Here is a 19,498-nt window from a genome sequence, read left to right as displayed (position 1 = left end):
TCGGTCTTGCCTAAGGCAGTTGACACACCTGCTTGAAGTTGTGGGTCCGGCTTCTCTGTTTCTCGCTGTTTCATACGTCAAGAACCCTCGGAGCTGAATACATGCCGCGTACTTCCAGGCCTCTGCAGGTGCTGCCGATCATCCTGCGAGAAGTGGAAGTCACCGGCATCGTCGACATCACCCCGAACATGCGACGCCTGACAGTGGCAGGCGATCAATTGGCGGCCGGTGGGGTCGGCGAGGCTGCACGGCCTGCATTCCGCTCCGAGGGTTTCGACGATCACGTGAAACTCGTCATTCCCCCGCCCGACGGCTCATCCCTCGATATCGGCGAGCAGGAGGAGTTCCGCTTCAACTGGAATCGGGAAGCGCTCAACCGTGCCCGCGACTACACCGTTCGCAGCGTCGACCACGAGACGAACTCCTTCAGCATCGACATCGTGCGCCATGACTCCGGACTGGCCTCTGACTGGGCTTTCGGCGTCGCGGTCGGTGATCGGATCAGCTTCGCCGGACCGAAGACCTGCGCCGGGCTGGCCGACGACATCGATTTCCACCTCCTCGTCGCCGACGAGACGGCGCTGCCCGCTGTCGGGCGCTGGCTCGAAGAGGCACCTGCTGGCACCCGCGGTCACATCATCATCGAAGTACCCACCTCCGACGACATTCAAGACATCCCCACCGAAGCCGATGTCGAAATCGACTGGCTCATCCGCGGATCCACCGCACCGGGCGAATCGCGCCTGATGTTCGACGCCGTGAAGAATCTCGATCTGCCCGAAGGACGCACTTTCGCCTGGTGCGCGGGCGAGACGCTGACCATCGCCCCCATCCGCCGCTACCTGCGCCGGGAGATCGGCCTTCCCAAAGAGGACGTCGAGGTCGTCGGCTACTGGCGGAAGATGCCGACTCGTCCCGCCGAGGCCGGTGCGGCGGTCGACTCGGAGGCCGGGTCCACGCTCGAGGGATCAGCCGCCGTGTCCGCGTCGGCCGGCTCCGGCGCAGCGGGGTCCCCGGATTCGGCCGGGCCCGCCGCGACCGGGAGTGAGGGCCGCGCCGCACCGGACAGCACTCTCGAGGTCCTCCACCAGGTCCACGAAATGACCGAACTGCTCCCCGCGATCATCACCCGGACAGCCGTCACCCTCGGCATCAACGACCTCATAGCCGGTGGAGTCGCCACCGCCGAGGCGATCGCCGCCGAACTCGGCATCGCCGCCGACCGCGTGCGGCCGGTGCTGACGGCCATGTGCTCCCTCGGACTCCTCGCGCGAGAGGGCGAGGCCTACCGCAACACCCCGACCGGAGCGGTCCTCACCGGCGAAGGCGCCTCCGACGGACTCGACCTGAGCGATCCGGCGATGCTCGACCTGTTCTCCCTCGTCGATCTCGTCGACGTGCTCAGAGGCGGATTCGCCTCCCGCACTTCCCGTGCCTCGGCGACTGAGGCTCCCACCTGGCATGACCAGCGTGCCGCCGATCCCGGGCTCGACGCCGCCCATCGGCGCCGCAGCCTCGACCACCTTCAATACGTCCTCGATCTCATCCTCGACCTCGAACCCGTGGCCGCAGCCGGGAGCCTCGCCGTCGTCGGTGATGTCGACGCCGAGGCGGCCGACGCCCTGACGCGGAAGGCCCCGCACTCCGGGCAGACGATCCACACCCCCGGCGCAGAGAGCCTGTCCGGCCGACGATCCTGGCCGGACGTCGACTGCACCCTCGTGATCGCCGGACTGACAGGGCGTTCCCGAGCAGAGGTGACAGCGCTGCTGGACCGGATGCTCGCAGCGAGCAGGACCCTGATCATCGTCGAACCCTTCACCGACGAGGCCGAGGCCGATGACCATCAGGCCGAGGAGCTCATCACGACCCTGGCCACCACCGGGAACCCGTCGCTGACCAGCGACGGTCTCATCAAGGACCTGCACGCGCTCGGTGCCGCACACGTCGAGGTGAAAGACATCGGATGGGGATTCGGCCGCTTCCGATCGGCCGTGATCGCCACACGCTCCTGAACCGGCCCCGCCACCGCCCGGCCGCCCCACCCGAACGCTCATCCAGAACTGAATAGACCAGATAAGAATAAGGACAACCCATGTCATTGACACGCCTGACCTCTGCTGTCATCGCCGGAACCGCCGGCCTCGCGCTCCTCGCCGGATGCACAGGCGGCAGTGAGGAAGCGAGCCCGGACAACGCGTCCGAGACTCGCACCGTCACCGACGCGACCGGCGCGAAGGTCGAGGTGCCCACTGACCCGCAGGCCGTCGCTACACTGCACTATGCCGCCACCGAAACCCTCATGGACCTCGACGCGCCTCCCGTCGCCCAAGGCGAGTACCAGGACCCGGCCGTGCCCGAGGAATGGCTCGATGAGCTCGAGGCAATACCCACCGTCAGCCAGCAGGAGCCCGACCTCGAGAAGCTCGCCGAGACCGAACCCGACCTCATCCTGTCCCCGAACATCTTCGAACCGGACATGATCGAGCAGCTCGAGGAGATCGCACCGGTCTACCAGTTCACCCTGCGCGGCGGCGACCGCGCGAATTGGCAGCAGCGGGTCGAAGAGGTCGCTGACGCCGTGAACAGGACCGATGAGCTCGACGAGCTCGACAGCGAGTTCCAGGCTCGGCAGAAGAAGCTCGGCGAGAAGTACTCCGAGGTCACCGAGGGTACGACGATCGGAGTCGTGTCCTCCTTCGAGGAGAACTCGGCCTACCTGTGGGGCAGCGAGAACATGCTCGGCACGATACTGTCCCCGCTCGGCTTCGACTGGTCGGCCGACGAGGACGCCATGGTGAAGAAGTACGGCAAAGCCGAACAGGGAGGCAATAAGTCCGGAACCGTCGAGCCCGAGGCTCAGATCTCGCTTGAGGTCCTCGACCGGAGCCTGTCCGACGCCGACGTCATCTTCGTCAACTCGGATCTGCGCGGCGACTACGATTCACTGACGAAGGCGCTCATGGACTCCGCCGTATTCAAGGACCTCCCAGCCGTCAAGGCCGGACATGTCTATCCGATCGGCAAGGCCACGATCGCCGGCTATGCCGACGCGGACTACGGTCTCGACCTGGCCGAGAAGGCCATCACCGAATACCAGAAGGACTGAGTCGCGACACTCAGACTGAGTCGCGAGACTCAGCCGGCGCCCGGCCTGTGCCCCTCGGCTTCGTCGAGGATGAGCAGCGATCGAGAGGACACGACGCCGTGGACTTCGTGGATTCTGCGCAGGATGACCTGCGAAAGTGCAGTGTTGTCCGGAGCGTTGACAGTGACCAGGGCGTCGATGTCCCCGCTGACGGCCTGCACCTTCTCGACGAAGGGCAGAGCGGCCAGTTCATCGCGGACCTGCGGCCACGGGCGCTCGCCGATCTTGACGACGACGACCGCGGTCACGGTCATGCCGAGGGCTTCGCGGTCCACCTCGGCGGTGAATTTCCTGATCGCACCCGACTCGATGAGGGTGGTGAAGCGCTTATGCGCGGCGGAGCGGGAGATGTGGACGCGTTCGGCCAGCTGGCGCACGCTCAGGCGCGAATCCTCGACGAGGGCGGCGATGATGCTGCGGTCGATGTCATCGAGGTCGAAAGCCACGGGGCGCTCCTTCACCGTTGATGTTCGCGTCCTGCCCGCCCGAACCGAAGCGGCACCGGTCGGGAAAGGTCGGTCTGACCGCATGCTCACGGTCTGACCCCATTCTAGAGCCCGCCTCGGCGCAGGAAGCGTCGCCGCCTCGGCGCGGAACCGTTTCCTGCCTCGGTGCACGAGGTGTCGCCGCCTCGACGAGGGCACACTGCCGCCTCAACGCGGGGCCCTCCCGCCTCGGCGCGGAACCCGCTTCCGGCATTGGACAAATTCTGTCGATCGTTCGTACAGTAACGAGCACGTCTGTGGTTCCCGCCACGTACCATGGATCATGGATATATGATCGGTTCCGACTGGACCCGGTCAACGGACGGAAATCAGCCACCTGTAGATTATGAGATGAAAGTCTCATTGCAGCTGGAACTGCTTCACGAACCTAAGGAGTCATCCTTGAAGATCGCGGTGTTGGTCAAAGAGGTCCCGGATACCTACGGCGACCGCAAACTGAACTTGGAAACCGGGCTCGCCGATCGCGGCGCCTCGGAAGCCGTCCTCGATGAGATCGGTGAGCGTGCCCTCGAGGTTGCGCTGACCCAGAAAGACAGTGACGGCGACACCGAGGTGACCGTCATCTCGATGGCACCGGATACCGCGACCGCCACGATCCGCAAGGGTCTGGCGATGGGCGCCGACGACGCTGTACACGTGGCCGATGAGTCGCTGACCGGGGCCGATCTGGGACTGACCGCCGAGGTGCTTGCCGCCGCTCTGCGCCGCGGTGAATTCGACCTCGTCGTCACCGGAAACGTCTCCACCGACGGCAACGGCGGCATGATGCCGGCGATGCTCGCCGAGCACCTCGACTACCCGCACGTGACCGGCCTGTCGACCGTGGAGCTGACCGATGGCAAGGTGTCGGGCACCCGCGGCGTCGAGGGCGGCCAGCAGCAGGTCTCGGCCGAACTGCCCGCCGTCATCTCCATCACCGAGGCGCTTCCTGAGGCCCGCTTCCCGAACTTCAAGGGCATCATGGCCGCGAAGAAGAAGCCCTTCGAAGTCATCAGCCTGTCCGATCTCGGCATCGACGCCGAGGACCAGTCCGTGGCCCGTTCCATCATGGTCACCGTCGCCGAGAAGCCGCCGCGCGAAGCCGGTGAGAAGGTCGTCGACGAAGGCAATGGCGGAGTCGAACTCGCCGAATACCTCACCAAGAACCGTCTGGCCTAAGGAGAATCGTCATGTCAGAATTCCCGCAGGATTCCATTCTCGTCGTCCTCACCGCCGATGCCGAGGGCCAGTTGGAGAAGCCGGCCGCCGAACTGCTCGGCGGCGCGGCTGAGATCGGCTCGCCCGTGGCCCTCGTGCTCGCCGCCGGAGGCACCGACGCCGCTGCCGAGAAGGCCGCCGAACTCGGCGCCGTGGCGACCCTGACCGCCGCAGCCGTCGAGGGCAACCTCGGCACTGCGGCCGTCGATGCCGTGGCCGCAGCCGCCGAGCTCACCGCTCCCGACGCCGTCCTCGTGCCCAACACTCTCGACGGTCGTGACATCGCCGGTCGCTTTGCCGTGCGCAGCGGATCGGCTGTGTCCGTCGACGCCGTCGGACTCGAGCGCGACTCCGAGGGCATCGTGGTCAACCATTCCGTCTACGGCGGCGGCTACACCGCGTCGTCGGCACCGACCTTCGGCGCCCCGATCGTCACCGTGCGGCTGGGCTCGATCGAAGCCCGCGCCGAAGCGCAGTCCGCGAACACACAGGCCCTCGAGGTCGCCGATTCCGGTAAGCGTGCGGCCTCGATCGATTCGTTCGAAGCCGTTGTCGAAACCTCGTCGCGGCCCGAGCTGCGTGGTGCGCAGAAGGTCGTCTCCGGTGGTCGCGGCGTCGGTTCGGAAGAGTCCTTCGAACTCGTCGGCCGATTCGCCGACACTCTCGGTGCCGCGCTCGGTGCCTCCCGTGCGGCCGTCGACGCCGGCTACATCGCGCAGTCGCACCAGGTCGGCCAGACCGGTGTGTCCGTGTCCCCGCAGCTCTACGTGGCGCTGGGCATCTCCGGTGCGATCCAGCACAAGGCCGGAATGCAGACCTCGAAGACCATCGTTGCGGTCAACAAGGACGCTGAAGCCCCGATCTTCGACATCGCCGACTTCGGCGTCGTCGGTGACCTGTTCAAGGTCGTTCCCCAGGCCATCGAATCACTGAGCGAGAACAAGTCCTGATATGGCAACCTATTCCAGTTCGCTGCGCTCGGGTCTGCCCCGGGTCGAAGGCGGAGATCCCTGGCCCCCGGAGGGCACCATCGGCGAACCCTTGGAAGAGGGCGCGTCGTGGCTGCCGGAGACTGCCGAGACGGAGGAACTGGATGAAGGTTCCCCCGCCGAGGCGGTCGAGCCCGATGTGACCGACGCGCAGCCTTCTGACGCCGAGTCGGGTGAGGAATCGACGGAGACCGTGGCTTCCGCCGAAGCCGAAGAGCCCGTTGAGGATTCGGTCGAGGAGCCCGTTGGAGATTCCGTCGAGGAACCAGCAGAGGCAGTTACTTCGGCCGAAGTGCCCTTGCGTCGCGGTCTGCCGCGCGTCGAGGGCGGAGAGCCCTGGCCGCCGGAAGGTCTTGCTCCGGCCGGAGTGAAGGCCACCGGTGCTTCTGCTGCTCCTTCGGCTTCTGCTGAATCGTCGGCTCCGGAAGAGCCTCCATTCGAAGAGGATGTCGCTGTTGAGGATTCGACCGAGGATGCGGCGTCCGCTGAATCGGACGAACAGCCCTCGGCTGCCCCGGCTGCAGCTGCCGCGACGGCTGGAGCCGGGGCAGCGGCAGGTGCTGCTGTCGCGGCCTCGGCTTCCGATGATGAGTCGGCTGCGGCAGAACCTGCCGCCACCGATGCTCCCGCTGCCGAATCCGCCCCTGCCGCCGAGGTTCCACTGCGCCGTGGTCTGCCGCGGGTCGCCGGTGGAGATCCTTGGCCGCCGGAAGGTTTCGCACCTGCCGGAGTCAAGGCCGCAGGTGGATCCGCCGGCGCTGCTGCTCCGGCAGAGGCTGCGCCTACGGGCGAGGCTGCAGAAGAACCGGCTGCTCAGCCTGACTCTGCCGAAACTGCTGCCGCTGAGACCTCAGAGGACACTGCTTCTGAATCGTCGTCTGCTGCTGCGGCAGCGGGTGCCGGTGCCGCAGGTGCCGGCGTGGCTGGAGCAGCCGCGAGCGGTGAGGGCTCCGGAGAACTCTCCGATGTACCGCTGCGCCGGGGACTTCCCCGTACGCCCGGGGGAGACCCCTGGCCGCCGGAAGGCTTCGCACCCGCACACGCTGCCAAACCTGCCGCGGGCTCGGCCGCCGCTTCGGCTCCGGCTGAAGAGAAGGCCGCCGACGCCACGTCGACCGATGCCGCATCTACCGAGGCAGGCAAGCCAGCCGAACACGCACAGTCCGGCGAAGCCGCGAAACAGGAATCGAAGCCGGCTGCCGCTGACGAATCTGGTGAGAAGAAGCCCCAGGGCCGGCGCACCGGAATCGGCGGCGTCGGTGCGGCAGCCGCTGGCGCGGGAGCCGCCGCCGGTGCAGGTGCGGCCGCTGCGGGGGCCGCCTCGGCGTCAGAGAAGAAATCTGACGAAGCCGAGAAGAAGCCCGCTCAGCGCAAGCCGATGGCGAAGCCTGCGGCGAAGACCACGGACAAGCCCGCTCAGCGCAAACCGATGGCCAAGCCCGCCGCGAAGTCGACGGAGCAGTCCGCGGCACGCACCGCGGACAAGCCGGCCGCGAAGACGGCACCGGCTGCGAAGGCCGCGTCGTCCGGTTCGGGCAGCACCACCTCGGCGAAGCCTGCAGCGAAGAAGGAACCGGTCATGATCGGTTCGAAGTCGCTGGGACAGTGGTCCAAGCTCGTCGGGCTGGGACTCGGCGGACTCATCGTCGTGGCCGGGATCCTCATCCTCGCCGCACGCGGTGTCACGACCCTGCCGGGCGTGCCGGAGTTCCTCGAACGCTACCCGGGCGAATATCACATCCCGGAGTTCGTCGATCCCGGCTTCCCGGGCTGGGTGCGATGGACGCACTTCCTCAACATCTTCTTCATGGTGCTCATCATCCGTTCGGGTCTGCAGGTGCGACACCAGCAGAAGCCGCCGGCGTTCTACACCCCGAAGAAGGGCGGGAAGAAGGTCAGCATCAACCTCTGGCTGCACACGGGTCTCGACCTGCTGTGGCTGGCCAATGGTGTCGTCTTCGTCGTGCTGCTCTTCGTCTCCGGACACTGGGCACGCATCGTGCCGACCAGTTGGGAAGTCTTCCCGAACGCGTTGTCGGCGGCGCTGCAGTACGCGACGATGGAATGGCCGGTGGAGGATGCGTGGGTCAACTACAACGCGCTCCAGCAGCTCATGTACTTCATCATCGTGTTCATCGCCGCCCCGGTGGCTGCGATCACGGGTGTGCGGATGAGCGAATGGTGGCCGAAGGACGCTGCGAAGCTGAACAAGATCTACCCGGCGCCGCTGGCTCGGGCGATCCACTTCCCGACGATGCTGTTCTTCGTGTTCTTCATTCTCGTCCACGTGTTCCTCGTGTTCACGACCGGACTGCGGCAGAACCTCGGTTACATGTTCGCCGGGACGAACATGCTGGGTTGGGCCGGGCTCATCTGGTTCCTCGTTGCGATGGTCGTGGTCGTGGCCGGTTGGTTCGCGGCCAGGCCGCTGCTGTTGGCTCCGATCGCGAACCTGTTCGGACGCGTGTCGAGTAGGTAGCGAGTTCAGCGCAGACGCGCGGCGATTGGCAGGCGAAGGGCCCTGTCGGACACTCAGTCCGGCAGGGCCCTTCTCATGGGCTGATCGGGCCGCCTCGGCGAGGTTCTATTTCTTGGTGCGAGTGGCCACGTGGCGGATCGTGCGGATGATCATCAGCACCAGGAGGACGATGCCGACGTAGCCGTTGATGACGTAGACGATGTTGACCATCTGCGAGAATGGCAGGGCGAGGCCGATGATCGTCCCGAGCACGGCGAGGCCGATCGTGACGTACTTGAACTTCTTCGTCTTGTCGTCGAAGAAGCGCGAGGACACCGTCCACAGCAGCGGAATAGCCGTCGTGTAGATCCCGGCGAGGATCATCACGCAGATGAGCGCACCGATCCACGGTCCGAGGCTGCTGGCCAGGACGAGCATCGGGATCTCGGCGTCGAAGACCTCGGCGATATTGGCGAGCAGCCCGAGACTGACGACCATGCAGGCCAGAGAGAAGGCGACGCCTCCGACGAGGCCGCCGGCCGTGGCCTCACGTCGGTTCTTCACGGTCTTGCCGAGAGCCGCGAGGAACGCCGCGAGCCAGAGCATGCAGAACCCGACATAGGACAGTCCGGAGAGGAACCAGTTCGACGATGTCTGCGTGACGTCGAGACTCGGCAGGATCTCCGCGCCGGAGGAGATGCCTTCCGGGTCGCGCATGATTCCATAGACGCCGAGGGCGATCGCGACGACGACGATGATCGGGCCGATCTTGCCGATGACGTCGACGAGGCTGGTCAGCCCGAACCACACGGTGAGGCAGACAGCCGCGGCCAGAGCGGTCCCGCCGATGAACTTCGACAGTCCGTAATGCTCCTCGAATACGGCTCCGGCGCCGGAGATCATCACGGTGAAGGAGAGGAAGACGAAGAGGATCGAGAAGTAGTCGAAGAACGTGCCGAGGTACTTCCCGCCGTAGTAGTAGAAGACACGCGACGGCTTCTCGAACTGCTCCCGTCGGCCCGTGAGGAAGAGCTCGACGGCCACATAGGAGATGAGCACGAGCACCAGAAGACCGGTGCCGAAGACGCCCCAGAAACCGTAGGACGCGTAGTACTGGAGGATTTCCTGGCCGGTCGCGAAGCCCGAGCCGATGAGGAACGCGATGATCGCTCCGGCGTATGTGATGACCCGGAGGATGCTGGTCTTCTCGGTTGAAGCCAGATGAGCGGCGGTGGAGGTGTCAGTCATGGAGGTCCTTCGTCGTTGAGGGAATGTGGTCATCGACCAATTCAGGTCGACAACTGATATATCACATCAATGGACGTTACTGTGTGTTTGTGATCACGTCAACGGGGGCCGAGGTCGGGTACAGGGCGGAGTGGGCTCTCGGTGCCAGGTGGAGGGGAGCCTCAGTGCAGGGTGGAACGGACGGTCTTGTCGAACTCTCGCACGTGCTCGGCGGCGCGGGCGGCGACGGTCTCCTCATCGCCGTCGAGGATCGCCTCGAGCAGATCGATGTGCTCGCGGATGTGAGTGACGAGATCCGGGATCCCCGGGATGACGAGGCACCAGATGCGGGTGGCCAGGTCGTCGAGGCGGATGAGCGTCTCCGACAGGTGCGGATTGTCCGCAGACCCGTAGATGAGTCGGTGGACCTCGAGGTCGCGCTCCATGAGCGTGCGCTGATCGTCGGTCGACTCGAGCGCCTTGAGGCCGGCGATCGCGGCCGTGAAATCCATGCGCCGCTCGGATGTGAGGCTGCGGGCCGCGCGACGGGCGGCGATCGGCTCGAGAGCTTCCCTCATCTCCGAGATCGTCGACAGATCGGTGAGGTCGACATTGGTGGCGAAGGTTCCGCGCCGCGGATAGGACACGACGAGGTGATCGCGCTCGAGGCGTTTGAGTGCCTCGCGGATCGGTGTGCGGCCGACCTTGAGTTCGGCGCTCAGGGCAGCCTCGTTGATCGGATCGCCCGGAGCGATGTCGAGCATGATGAGCCGGTGCCGCAGGATCTCATAGGCGTGATTCGCCAGGGACGTCGTCGGTGACGTCGCGTCGGCGGATGCGCTCATGAGAAGACTCCTGGAAAACTCTGCTGACAATGTATTGCGTCGACTGGATTTCTCTGCCTACACTACAGGAACGCATCTGATATATTAGTTGCTGATCAGTCGAGGACGGCTGATTGCGACAGGTCAAAGGAGATCCATGACAGAGCAACTCGCAAACCCCGCCGAAGCCGGCACGACCGAAGCCTTCCCCAGTCGCGAACCCGTCGAGCTGAGCACCCCGATCGCCGAACTCGATCCGCAGGTCGCCGGCTTCATCGACGCCGAACTGGCCCGGCAGCGCGAGGGCCTGGAGATGATCGCCTCGGAGAACCACACCGCCGCGGCAGTCATGGAAGCACAGGGGTCGGTGCTCACGAACAAGTACGCCGAGGGCTACCCCGGTCGCCGCTACTACGGCGGCTGCGAAAATGTCGACGAGATCGAACGCATCGCCATCGACCGCGTCAAGGCCCTCTTCGGCGCCGAGTACGCGAACGTCCAGCCGCACTCCGGCGCCCAGGCCAACGCCTCGGTCATGCACGCCCTCATCCGCCCCGGCGACACCGTCCTCGGACTCAACCTCGCCCACGGCGGCCACCTCACCCACGGAATGAAGATCAATTACTCCGGCCGCCTCTACAACATCGTCCCCTACGGCCTCGATGCCGAGACCGGTCGCGTCGACATGGCCGAGGCCGAACGCCTCGCCGAGGAGCACCAGCCGAAGCTCATCGTCGCCGGTTGGTCGGCCTACACCCGGCAGCTCGACTTCGCCGAGTTCCGCCGCATCGCCGACTCCGTCGGTGCCTACCTCATGGTCGACATGGCCCACTTCGCCGGGCTCGTCGCCGCGGGCCTCCACCCCTCACCCGTACCGCACGCCCACGTCGTGTCCTCGACGACGCACAAGACCCTCGGCGGTCCCCGCGGAGGCATCATCCTCTCAGGCGACGCGGACATCGCAAAGAAGATCAATTCCGCTGTCTTCCCCGGTCAACAGGGCGGACCCCTCGAACACGTCATCGCCGGAAAGGCCGTGGCCTTCGGTCTGGCCGCCACCGACGCCTTCGTCGACAAGCAGAAGCGGACCCTGGCCGGTGCGGCCGAACTCGCGCGCCGCCTGACCGAATCCGATGTCGCCGACCGCGGCATCTCGATCCTCACCGGAGGCACCGACGTCCACCTCGTCCTCGTCGATCTGCGCAACTCGAACCTCGACGGGGCACAAGCCGAAGATCTGCTCGCCCAGATCGGCATCACCGTCAACCGCAACGCCGTACCCGACGACCCCCGGCCGCCGATGGTCACCTCCGGGCTGCGGATCGGCACCCCGGCCCTGGCCAGCCGCGGATTCGGCAGCGATGCCTTCGCCGAGGCGGCCGACATCATCGCCGAGGTGCTCAAGGCCGGCACGAATGAGAACGGAGCGAGCCCCGAGACCATCGCCGAACTGAGCGACCGGGTCACCCGGCTCGCGAACGACCACCCCCTGTACCCCACCCTCACCGAGATCGGAGCACGCTGATGGCAGACCAGCTTCCCGAACACCCCGACTTCCTGTGGCGCAACCCGGAGCCGAAGAAGTCCTACGAAGCCGTCATCATCGGCGGCGGCGGCCACGGGCTCGCCACCGCCTACTACCTCGCGAAGAACCACGGAATGACGAACATCGCCATTCTCGAACGCGGCTGGCTGGCCGGGGGCAACATGGCCCGGAACACGACGATCATCCGCTCGAACTACCTGTGGGACGAGTCCGCCGCGATCTACGAGAAGTCACTCAAGCTCTGGGAGCAGCTGCCGGCCGAACTCGACTACGACTTCCTCTTCTCCCAGCGCGGCGTGCTCAACCTCGCCCACACACTCCAGGACGTGCGCGAATCCCAGCGCCGTGTGAATGCGAACAGGCTCAACGGCGTCGACGCCGAATGGCTCGACCCCAAGCAGGTCAAGGAAGTCTGCCCGATCATCAACATCGGCGACGACCTCCGTTACCCCGTGATGGGCGGGACCTATCAGCCGCGCGCCGGCATCGCCAAGCACGACCACGTGGCCTGGGCCTTCGCCCGCAAGGCCGATGAGATGGGTGTCGACATCATCCAGAACTGCGAGGTCACCGGCATCGATCGCATCGGCGACAAGGTCGTCGGCGTGCAGACGAACCGCGGACCGATCGCCACCGAGAAGGTCGCCCTGGCCGTGGCCGGCGACTCCTCGGTGCTCGCCGACATGGCCGGGATCCGTCTGCCGATCCAGACCCATCCGTTGCAGGCGTTGGTCTCCGAACTCTTCGAACCCGTGCACCCGACCGTGGTCATGTCCAACCACGTCCACGTCTACGCCTCCCAGGCGCACAAGGGCGAACTCGTCATGGGCGCCGGCGTCGACTCGTACAACGGCTACGGTCAAAGAGGCGGCTTCCACGTCATCGAGGAGCAGCTGGCCGCCGCGGTCGAGCTCTTCCCGATCTTCGCCCGCGCTCATGTGCTGCGCACCTGGGGCGGCAACGTGGACGTCACCCTCGACGCCTCACCGATCGTGTCGAAGACCGAAGTCGAGGGACTCTACGCCAACTGCGGCTGGGGCACCGGCGGCTTCAAGGGGACCCCTGCGGCGGGCTTCACCTACGCCCACACCATCGCGAACGACGAACCCCACCCGCTCAACGCCCCGTTCGCCCTCGACCGCTTCGAAACCGGCCATCTCATCGACGAACACGGCGCCGCCGCCGTGGCGCACTGAGCGAGTCGACGCTCCGGACTGAAAGGACCGACATGCTGCTCATCCACTGCCCGAACTGCGGGCCGAGGGACGAAACCGAATTCCACTACGGCGGACAGGCGCACGTTCCCTACCCCGAAGACCCGTACGCTCTGACCGACAGGGAATGGGGCGAGTACCTCTTCTACCGTGAGAACAGTCGCGGTGCCTTTGCCGAGATGTGGAGCCACAGCGCCGGATGCCGGAAGTGGTTCAACGCCGTCCGCGACACGGCCACCTACGACTTCACCGCGATCTACCCGATCGGCTCGCCCCGTCCCGACACGCAAGGAGAGGTTCGATGACGAACACCACCCGTCTGCCCGGTGCCACCGGCATCGACACCACCCGACCGATCGACTTCACCGTCGACGGACAGACCTACTCGGGCTTCGCCGGTGACACGATCGCCAGCGCCCTCATCGCCTCAGGCCGCATCGACTGCGGCAACTCGACCTATCTGGGTCGAGCTCGCGGCATCCTCGGCGCCGGCGTCGAGGAGTCCAATGCGCTGGTCCGCGTGCACTCCCGGTTCCCCGGAGACGTCTCCGAATCGATGCTGCCCGCCACCCGCGTAGCCATCGCCGAAGGACTCGAGGCCGACTACCTCGCAGGGCTCGGGATCCTCGACCCCGGCCAGGACGAACTGACGTACGAGCACAAGCACATCCACACCGACGTCCTCATCGTCGGCGCCGGGCCCGCCGGACTCGCCGCCGCACGGGAGGCCGGCAAGTCCGGTGCCCGCACGCTGCTGCTCGATGACCAGTCCCTGCCCGGCGGTTCCCTGCTCTCGGCAGGGCCGGCCACGGCCGAGACCATCGACGGACAGGACGCCACCGCCTGGGTCGAGTCAACCGTCGCCGGTTTCGCCGAGCACGAAGAAGTCACGTACGTGAAGAACACCACGGTCTTCGGCAGCTACGACTCGAACTACTTCGTCGCCCTCGAAGACCGCACCGAAGCCGTCGCCGCTGCCGGTGGTCGCGGGGTGCGCCAGAGAGTCTGGCACATCCGCGCCGGGCAGGTCGTGCTTGCCACCGGCGCCCACGACCGTCCGATCGTCTTCGCCGACAACGACCGCCCGGGCATCATGCTGGCCTCGGCCGTGCGCACCTACCTCGGCCGCTTTGGCGTCGCCGCAGGCGTGAGCGTGGCCGTGGCGACGACGAACGACTCCGCCTACGATCTCGTGGCCGACCTGCACGCGGCAGGCATCACCGTCCCCGCGGTCATCGACTCCCGCCCGACCGCCTCGGCGGTGGCAGAAGCCGTCACCGGGGCCACGGGCACCCGTCTCATCCTCGGCTCGGCCGTCACCGGCACCGCCGGTGAGGGACCCGCCGGACGGATCAGCGCGATCACAGTTGCCGGACTCGACGATGACGGCGTTGCCGCAGGTGAGAGCGACGAGATCGCCGTCGACCTGCTTGCCGTCTCCGGCGGACACTCGCCGGTCATCCACCTGCACGGTCAGCGCAAGGGCAAGATCCACTGGAACGTCGACATCGCGGCCTTCGTGCCCACGGCCCCCGTCCGCGACCAGTTCACGGCAGGCTCCGTCACCGGAGACTACTCGCTCGAATCGGCACTGCGTCAGGGTGCCGAGGCGGGCAATGCCGCAGCGAACCGGACCGGGTTCCCCGCCGCCGTCGCCGTCCCCGCGGCCTCCCCGATGGCCTATGCCCCGGCGCGCCCGCTGTGGCTGGTCACCTCGGCCGAGGATGACCACGACGCGTTGACCACGCACTTCATCGACTTCCAGCGAGATCAGACCGTCGCCGACGTGCAGCGGGCGATGAACGCAGGCATGCGTTCGGTCGAACACATCAAGCGCTACACGTCGATCTCGACGGCCAACGATCAGGGCAAGACCTCGGCGGTCAACGCGATCGGCGCGATCGCCTCGGTGCTGGGGGAGGCCGACGACCTCGGTCAGGTCGGTCACACGACCTTCCGCGCACCCTTCGCCCCGGTCCCGTTCGCGGCACTGGCCGGACGGCGCAAGGGCGAACTCTTCGACCCGGCCCGGGTCACCTCGATCCACCCCTGGCACGTCGCCCACGGCGCCGAGTTCGAAGACGTCGGCCAGTGGAAGCGTCCTTGGTACTACCCGCAGCCGGGCGAGGACATGGACGCGGCGGTGCTGCGCGAGGGCAAGGCCGTGCGCGAATCCGTCGGCTTCCAGGACGCCTCGACCCTGGGCAAGATCGAGATCCGCGGGCAGGACGCCGGAGAGTTCCTCGGCCAGATCTACACGAACGGCTTCAAGAAGCTGAAAGTCGGCAAGGGCCGCTACGGACTGATGTGCAAGCCCGACGGAATGATCTTCGACGACGGCGTGACCCTGCGCGTGGCCGAGGACCGCTACTATATGACGACGACGACCGGCGGGGCGGCAACCGTCCTCGAATGGCTCGAGGAATGGCACCAGACCGAATGGCCCGAACTCGACGTCGTCTTCACCTCGGTGACCGAACAGTGGTCGACCGTCGCCGTGGCCGGGCCCCGGTCGCGCGACGTCATCGCGAAGCTCGCCCCGAACCTCGACGTGTCCAACGAGGCCTTCGAGTTCATGGGCTTCCGAGAGACCACGCTGGCCAACGGCATTCCCGCACGGATCTGCCGGATCTCGTTCTCCGGTGAGCTCGCCTTCGAGATCAACGTCGACACCTTCTATGGGCTGACTGTCTGGGAGGCCGTCGCCGAGGCAGGTGCCGAGTACGACATCACCCCGTACGGCACCGAAGTCATGCACGTGCTGCGTGCCGAAAAGGGCTTCATCATCGTCGGCCAGGACACCGACGGCACCGTGACCCCACAGGATGCGGGCATGGAGTGGATCGTCTCGAAGCTCAAGGACTTCATCGGCAAGCGCTCGTACTCACGGGTCGATACGTCTCGGGAGGACCGCAAGCATCTCGTGGGCGTGCTCCCGGTCGATGGGACCACCCGTCTGGCCGAAGGCGCCCAGCTCATCACCTCGGGCACCCCCGTCACTCCCGAGGCGGGACCGGTGCCGATGATCGGTCACGTCACCTCGTCCTACATCTCGCCCTCACTCGACCGGCCCATCGGGCTCGCGCTCGTCGAGAACGGCCGCAACCGGACTGGTGAGGTCGTCCAGTCCCCGCTCGGGGACACCCTGGTCGACGTCGAGATCACCTCGCCCGTCTTCTACGATCCTGAAGGGAACCGCCGCGATGGCTGACACCACCTATTCCACTGACACCCTCGTCACACCCGAATCCCTCGAGGACCTCCGGGTCTCCCCGGCCGCGCATCTGGCCGAGGCGATGGCCGATGCGAGTGCCGCCGGCGGGCGCCGGGTCGCTCTGCGCGAGCTGCCGTTCTCCGTCCAGCTCGGTCTGCGGGGACAGCCGGATTCGGGCTCTGGCCGGGCGCTCGAAGACGTCTTCGGCCTGCCGCTGCCGCGTCGGGTCGGTGAGGTCACCGGCGACGGTGCAGGACTGCACATCCTGTGGCTGAGCCCCGACGAGTTCCTCGCCGTCGACGTCTCCCGGCACCAGCAGCCGGGCGAGACGCTCGTCGCCGAGGCGGGTCTCGAAGGACTGCCCGGACAGGCCGTCGACCTCTCGGCCAACCGCACGATCCTCCAGCTTTCGGGCTCGAAGGCCCGGGAGGTGCTCGAGAAGAGCTGCCGCGCCGACCTTCACCCCCGCGCCTTCGGCGTCGGCACCGCGATCGTCACTGCGCTGGGCCCCGTGCCGGTCATCCTCCACCACTCCTCGGTGCTCGAATATCGCGTCTACCCGCGAGCGAGCTTCGCGGACTTCACCGTCCGCTGGCTGCTCGACGGAATGGACGAGTTCCTCGACGACGGCGAGAGCGCCGAGGTCGGGGCGAGCGATGCCGGCCGTGCCTCGGCGCGCGAAGAGGACGTCGGCTGATGGCACTCGGGGTCCTCGATCTCTTCTCGATCGGCATCGGCCCCTCCTCCTCCCACACGGTGGGGCCGATGCGGGCCGCACTCCGATTCGTCGATGAACTCGATGGGCAGGGGGTCCTCCACCGGGCCCGTCGGGTCCGGGTCGGACTCTACGGTTCGCTGGCCGCGACCGGAATCGGGCACGGATCGGACTCGGCGGTGCTCATCGGCTTAAGCGGTTTCGATCCCGAAACGCTCGACCCCGACCAGGTGGGCCCGCTGGTCGAGGAGGTGAAGACGCAACGGAAGCTCCACCTCGGCGGGCGATTGGTCATCGAATTCGAACCGGAGACGGATCTCGTCCTCCACCTGCGGAAGAACCTGCCCGGCCATCCCAACGGGATGCTCATCCGCGCCGAGGCGGGCGGTGAGGTCATCGAGCGCGAGTACTACTCGGTCGGCGGGGGATTCGTCGTCACCGCCGAGGAACTCTTGGCCGAGAAGGACGCCGCCGAGGCGATCGGAAGTGCCGAATCAGCAGGCCAGCAGGCGGCTGGGCAGGAAGCCGCCTCGGCGACGGCGGGGCAGGGGGAAGCCGGGCAGGCGATCGAGTTCGCCACGGCCGATGAGCTCCTCGCCGCCTGCCGTGAGCACGGGCTGAGCATCGCCGAGCTCATGGCCGTCAACGAACGCGCTGCTCGCACGGATGCGCAGCTGCGGGAGAAGCTGTTGGCGATCTGGGCGGTGATGCGCGAATGCGTGCACAACGGGTGCACGCGTGAGGAGACGACGCTGCCCGGCGGGCTCAAGGTGCGCCGGCGTGCCCCCGATCTGCGGGCGAAGCTCGAGGACGCCGAGTACAAGGCATCCGGTTCGCTCGACGCCCTCGAATGGGTCAACCTCTACGCCTTGGCCGTCAACGAGGAGAACGCCTCGGGCGGGCGGATCGTCACGGCCCCGACGAACGGGGCAGCGGGCATCATTCCCGCGGTGCTCCATTACATGGACCGCTTCGTCACCGACGCAGAGATGTCCGACGATGCCGTCGTAAAATTCCTGCTGACGGCCGGGGCGATCGGGATCCTGTTCAAGCGCAATGCCTCGATCTCCGGCGCCGAGGTGGGCTGCCAGGGAGAAGTCGGATCGGCCTGTGCGATGGCTGCCGCAGGACTGTGCGCCGTGCTCGGTGGGACTCCAGAGCAGGTCGAGAACGCCGCGGAGATCGGTCTCGAGCACAACCTCGGGCTCACGTGTGACCCGGTCGGCGGGCTCGTGCAGGTTCCCTGCATCGAACGCAATGCGATCGCCTCGGTGAAGGCGATCAACGCGGCCCGGCTGGCGATGCACGGCGACGGCTCGCATCGGGTGAGCCTCGACCAGGCGATCGAGACGATGCGGCAGACTGGAGCCGATATGAAATCGAAGTACAAGGAGACCTCGCGCGGCGGCCTCGCCGTCAACGTCATCGAGTGCTGAACAGCACGAGATCACGGGCCGGCCTCGGCGCACCGCCGCAGCCGGCCCGTGTCGGACACCGCCCCTGATTTCGCACCACACCAGCTGCTGCACCACCACAGCTGCTGGACCACCCCAGATCCGGCACGACCGAACAGAAAGACAAGCACATGCAGGATTTCATCTTCACCCTCGAATGCGACGAGCGTCCCGGCATCCTCCACTCGGTGACCGGCGCCCTGCTCACCCACGGCGGCGACATCAAGGAACTCAAGCAGTTCGACGACCAGTACACCGAGCGCCTGTTCCTGCGCATCGATTTCAGCGTCTCTGCAGAATCCGGCAACGGGATAGAGGCGCTGCGGACCGACTTCGAGGCGATCGGAGAGGAGTTCGGAGCGACCTGGCAGCTGTGGCCGCAGGGGGAGAGGCGGCGGGTGCTCATCATGGTCTCGAAGTTCGAGCACTGCCTCAACGATCTGCTCTTCCGGGCCCGCGTCGGCGAGTTGCCGATCGAGATCGCGGCCGTCGTGTCGAACCACCCCGACCATCGGGAGCTCGTCGAATGGCATCACATCCCCTTCTTCCGGATCCCCGTGACGAAGGAGACGAAGCCCGAGGCCGAAGCGAAGCTGCTCGAGCTCGTCGACCGCTTCGAGGTCGACCTCGTCGTCCTCGCCCGTTATATGCAGATCCTCTCCGACGACCTCGCCCGCGAGCTCACGGGCCGCGCCATCAACATCCACCACTCGTTCCTGCCGTCCTTCAAAGGTGCCAAGCCCTACCACCAGGCGTGGGAGCGCGGAGTCAAGACCGTCGGGGCGACCGCGCACTTCGTCAACAGCGAACTCGACGAGGGCCCCATCATCGCCCAGCAGCTCGTGGAAGTCGACCATTCCTTCGGTCCCGAAGACCTCGTCGCCGCCGGTCGCGACGCCGAATGCAAAGCCCTGTCCAATGCCGTGAAATGGCACTGCGACGGCCGCGTGTTCCTCTCGGGCAAGAGGACCGTCGTCCTGCGGTGAGCTGGCGCAGAGATGGTGCC

At 66.5% G+C, this 19,498-nt stretch carries 15 protein-coding genes; 12 read left to right on the top strand and 3 right to left on the bottom strand.

Annotated features, from left to right (window positions below):
- Window positions 1-101 precede the first annotated feature (101 nt).
- Together FHG09_RS02480 and FHG09_RS02475 are read left to right on the top strand one after the other, a co-directional pair.
- Window positions 102-2,015 carry a siderophore-interacting protein gene (locus FHG09_RS02480; protein ID WP_152346101.1) on the top strand — a complete coding sequence of 638 codons (1,914 nt, stop codon included), beginning with the start codon at window positions 102-104 and terminating at the stop codon, window positions 2,013-2,015.
- An 80-nt stretch (window positions 2,016-2,095) separates the two neighbouring features.
- Window positions 2,096-3,109, top strand: a complete 1,014-nt coding sequence (locus FHG09_RS02475; RefSeq protein ID WP_152346100.1) for an ABC transporter substrate-binding protein — start codon at window positions 2,096-2,098, stop codon at window positions 3,107-3,109.
- A gap of 29 nt (window positions 3,110-3,138) precedes the next feature.
- Here FHG09_RS02475 and FHG09_RS02470 read toward each other — a convergent pair whose 3' ends face one another.
- Window positions 3,139-3,594: an Lrp/AsnC family transcriptional regulator gene (locus tag FHG09_RS02470; protein WP_152346099.1), complete on the bottom strand. Its 456-nt coding sequence runs from the start codon at window positions 3,592-3,594 to the stop codon at window positions 3,139-3,141.
- Window positions 3,595-4,035: 441 nt separating this feature from the next.
- Between FHG09_RS02470 and FHG09_RS02465 the strand changes: the two genes are divergently transcribed.
- The 3 genes from FHG09_RS02465 to FHG09_RS02455 are packed head-to-tail and all read left to right on the top strand — an operon-like array spanning window position 4,036 to window position 8,319.
- Window positions 4,036-4,812, top strand: coding sequence for an electron transfer flavoprotein subunit beta/FixA family protein (locus FHG09_RS02465; RefSeq protein WP_152346098.1), 777 nt, complete (start codon window positions 4,036-4,038; stop codon window positions 4,810-4,812).
- Between the two features lie 11 nt (window positions 4,813-4,823).
- Window positions 4,824-5,801, top strand: a complete 978-nt coding sequence (locus FHG09_RS02460; protein WP_152346097.1) for an electron transfer flavoprotein subunit alpha/FixB family protein — start codon at window positions 4,824-4,826, stop codon at window positions 5,799-5,801.
- Window position 5,802: 1 nt separating this feature from the next.
- Window positions 5,803-8,319: a cytochrome b/b6 domain-containing protein gene (locus FHG09_RS02455; protein WP_152346096.1), complete on the top strand. Its 2,517-nt coding sequence runs from the start codon at window positions 5,803-5,805 to the stop codon at window positions 8,317-8,319.
- Window positions 8,320-8,424: 105 nt separating this feature from the next.
- Here the strand turns inward: FHG09_RS02455 and FHG09_RS02450 are convergent, their stop codons facing one another.
- Together FHG09_RS02450 and FHG09_RS02445 are read right to left on the bottom strand one after the other, a co-directional pair.
- Window positions 8,425-9,546 carry a hypothetical protein gene (locus FHG09_RS02450; RefSeq protein WP_152346095.1) on the bottom strand — a complete coding sequence of 374 codons (1,122 nt, stop codon included), beginning with the start codon at window positions 9,544-9,546 and terminating at the stop codon, window positions 8,425-8,427.
- A gap of 161 nt (window positions 9,547-9,707) precedes the next feature.
- A complete protein-coding gene (locus FHG09_RS02445) occupies window positions 9,708-10,370 on the bottom strand; it encodes a GntR family transcriptional regulator (protein ID WP_152346094.1) in 663 nt (220 codons plus the stop codon).
- A gap of 136 nt (window positions 10,371-10,506) precedes the next feature.
- On the opposite strand from FHG09_RS02445, the gene glyA reads away from it, so the two are divergent.
- The 7 genes from glyA (at window position 10,507) to purU (ending at window position 19,478) form a co-directional block, all read left to right on the top strand.
- Complete coding sequence (gene glyA, locus FHG09_RS02440) at window positions 10,507-11,874, top strand: serine hydroxymethyltransferase (RefSeq protein WP_152346093.1); 1,368 nt, start codon at window positions 10,507-10,509, stop codon at window positions 11,872-11,874.
- Complete coding sequence (locus FHG09_RS02435; RefSeq protein ID WP_152346092.1) at window positions 11,874-13,091, top strand: sarcosine oxidase subunit beta family protein; 1,218 nt, start codon at window positions 11,874-11,876, stop codon at window positions 13,089-13,091. Before glyA ends, FHG09_RS02435 begins: the two co-directional genes overlap by 1 nt.
- A gap of 32 nt (window positions 13,092-13,123) precedes the next feature.
- Window positions 13,124-13,414 carry a sarcosine oxidase subunit delta gene (locus FHG09_RS02430; protein ID WP_152346091.1) on the top strand — a complete coding sequence of 97 codons (291 nt, stop codon included), beginning with the start codon at window positions 13,124-13,126 and terminating at the stop codon, window positions 13,412-13,414.
- Window positions 13,411-16,320 carry a 2Fe-2S iron-sulfur cluster-binding protein gene (locus tag FHG09_RS02425; RefSeq protein WP_152346090.1) on the top strand — a complete coding sequence of 970 codons (2,910 nt, stop codon included), beginning with the start codon at window positions 13,411-13,413 and terminating at the stop codon, window positions 16,318-16,320. The genes FHG09_RS02430 and FHG09_RS02425 overlap by 4 nt, the downstream gene beginning before the upstream one ends.
- On the top strand, window positions 16,313-17,020 hold the full coding sequence (locus FHG09_RS02420) for a sarcosine oxidase subunit gamma (RefSeq protein WP_152346089.1): 708 nt from the start codon (window positions 16,313-16,315) through the stop codon (window positions 17,018-17,020). Before FHG09_RS02425 ends, FHG09_RS02420 begins: the two co-directional genes overlap by 8 nt.
- The gene (locus FHG09_RS02415) at window positions 17,020-18,474 is read left to right on the top strand and encodes an L-serine ammonia-lyase (protein WP_152346088.1); all 1,455 of its coding nucleotides are present in this window, start codon (window positions 17,020-17,022) and stop codon (window positions 18,472-18,474) included. Before FHG09_RS02420 ends, FHG09_RS02415 begins: the two co-directional genes overlap by 1 nt.
- A gap of 149 nt (window positions 18,475-18,623) precedes the next feature.
- Window positions 18,624-19,478: a formyltetrahydrofolate deformylase gene (gene purU, locus FHG09_RS02410; protein ID WP_152346087.1), complete on the top strand. Its 855-nt coding sequence runs from the start codon at window positions 18,624-18,626 to the stop codon at window positions 19,476-19,478.
- Window positions 19,479-19,498 lie beyond the last annotated feature (20 nt).

It is taken from the genome of Brevibacterium sp. CFH 10365 (genome assembly GCF_009299785.1).
GTDB lineage: Bacteria > Actinomycetota > Actinomycetes > Actinomycetales > Brevibacteriaceae > Brevibacterium > Brevibacterium limosum.
The sequence above is the reverse complement of the archived record's forward strand: the minus strand, read 5'-3'. Positions and strand labels throughout refer to the sequence as shown.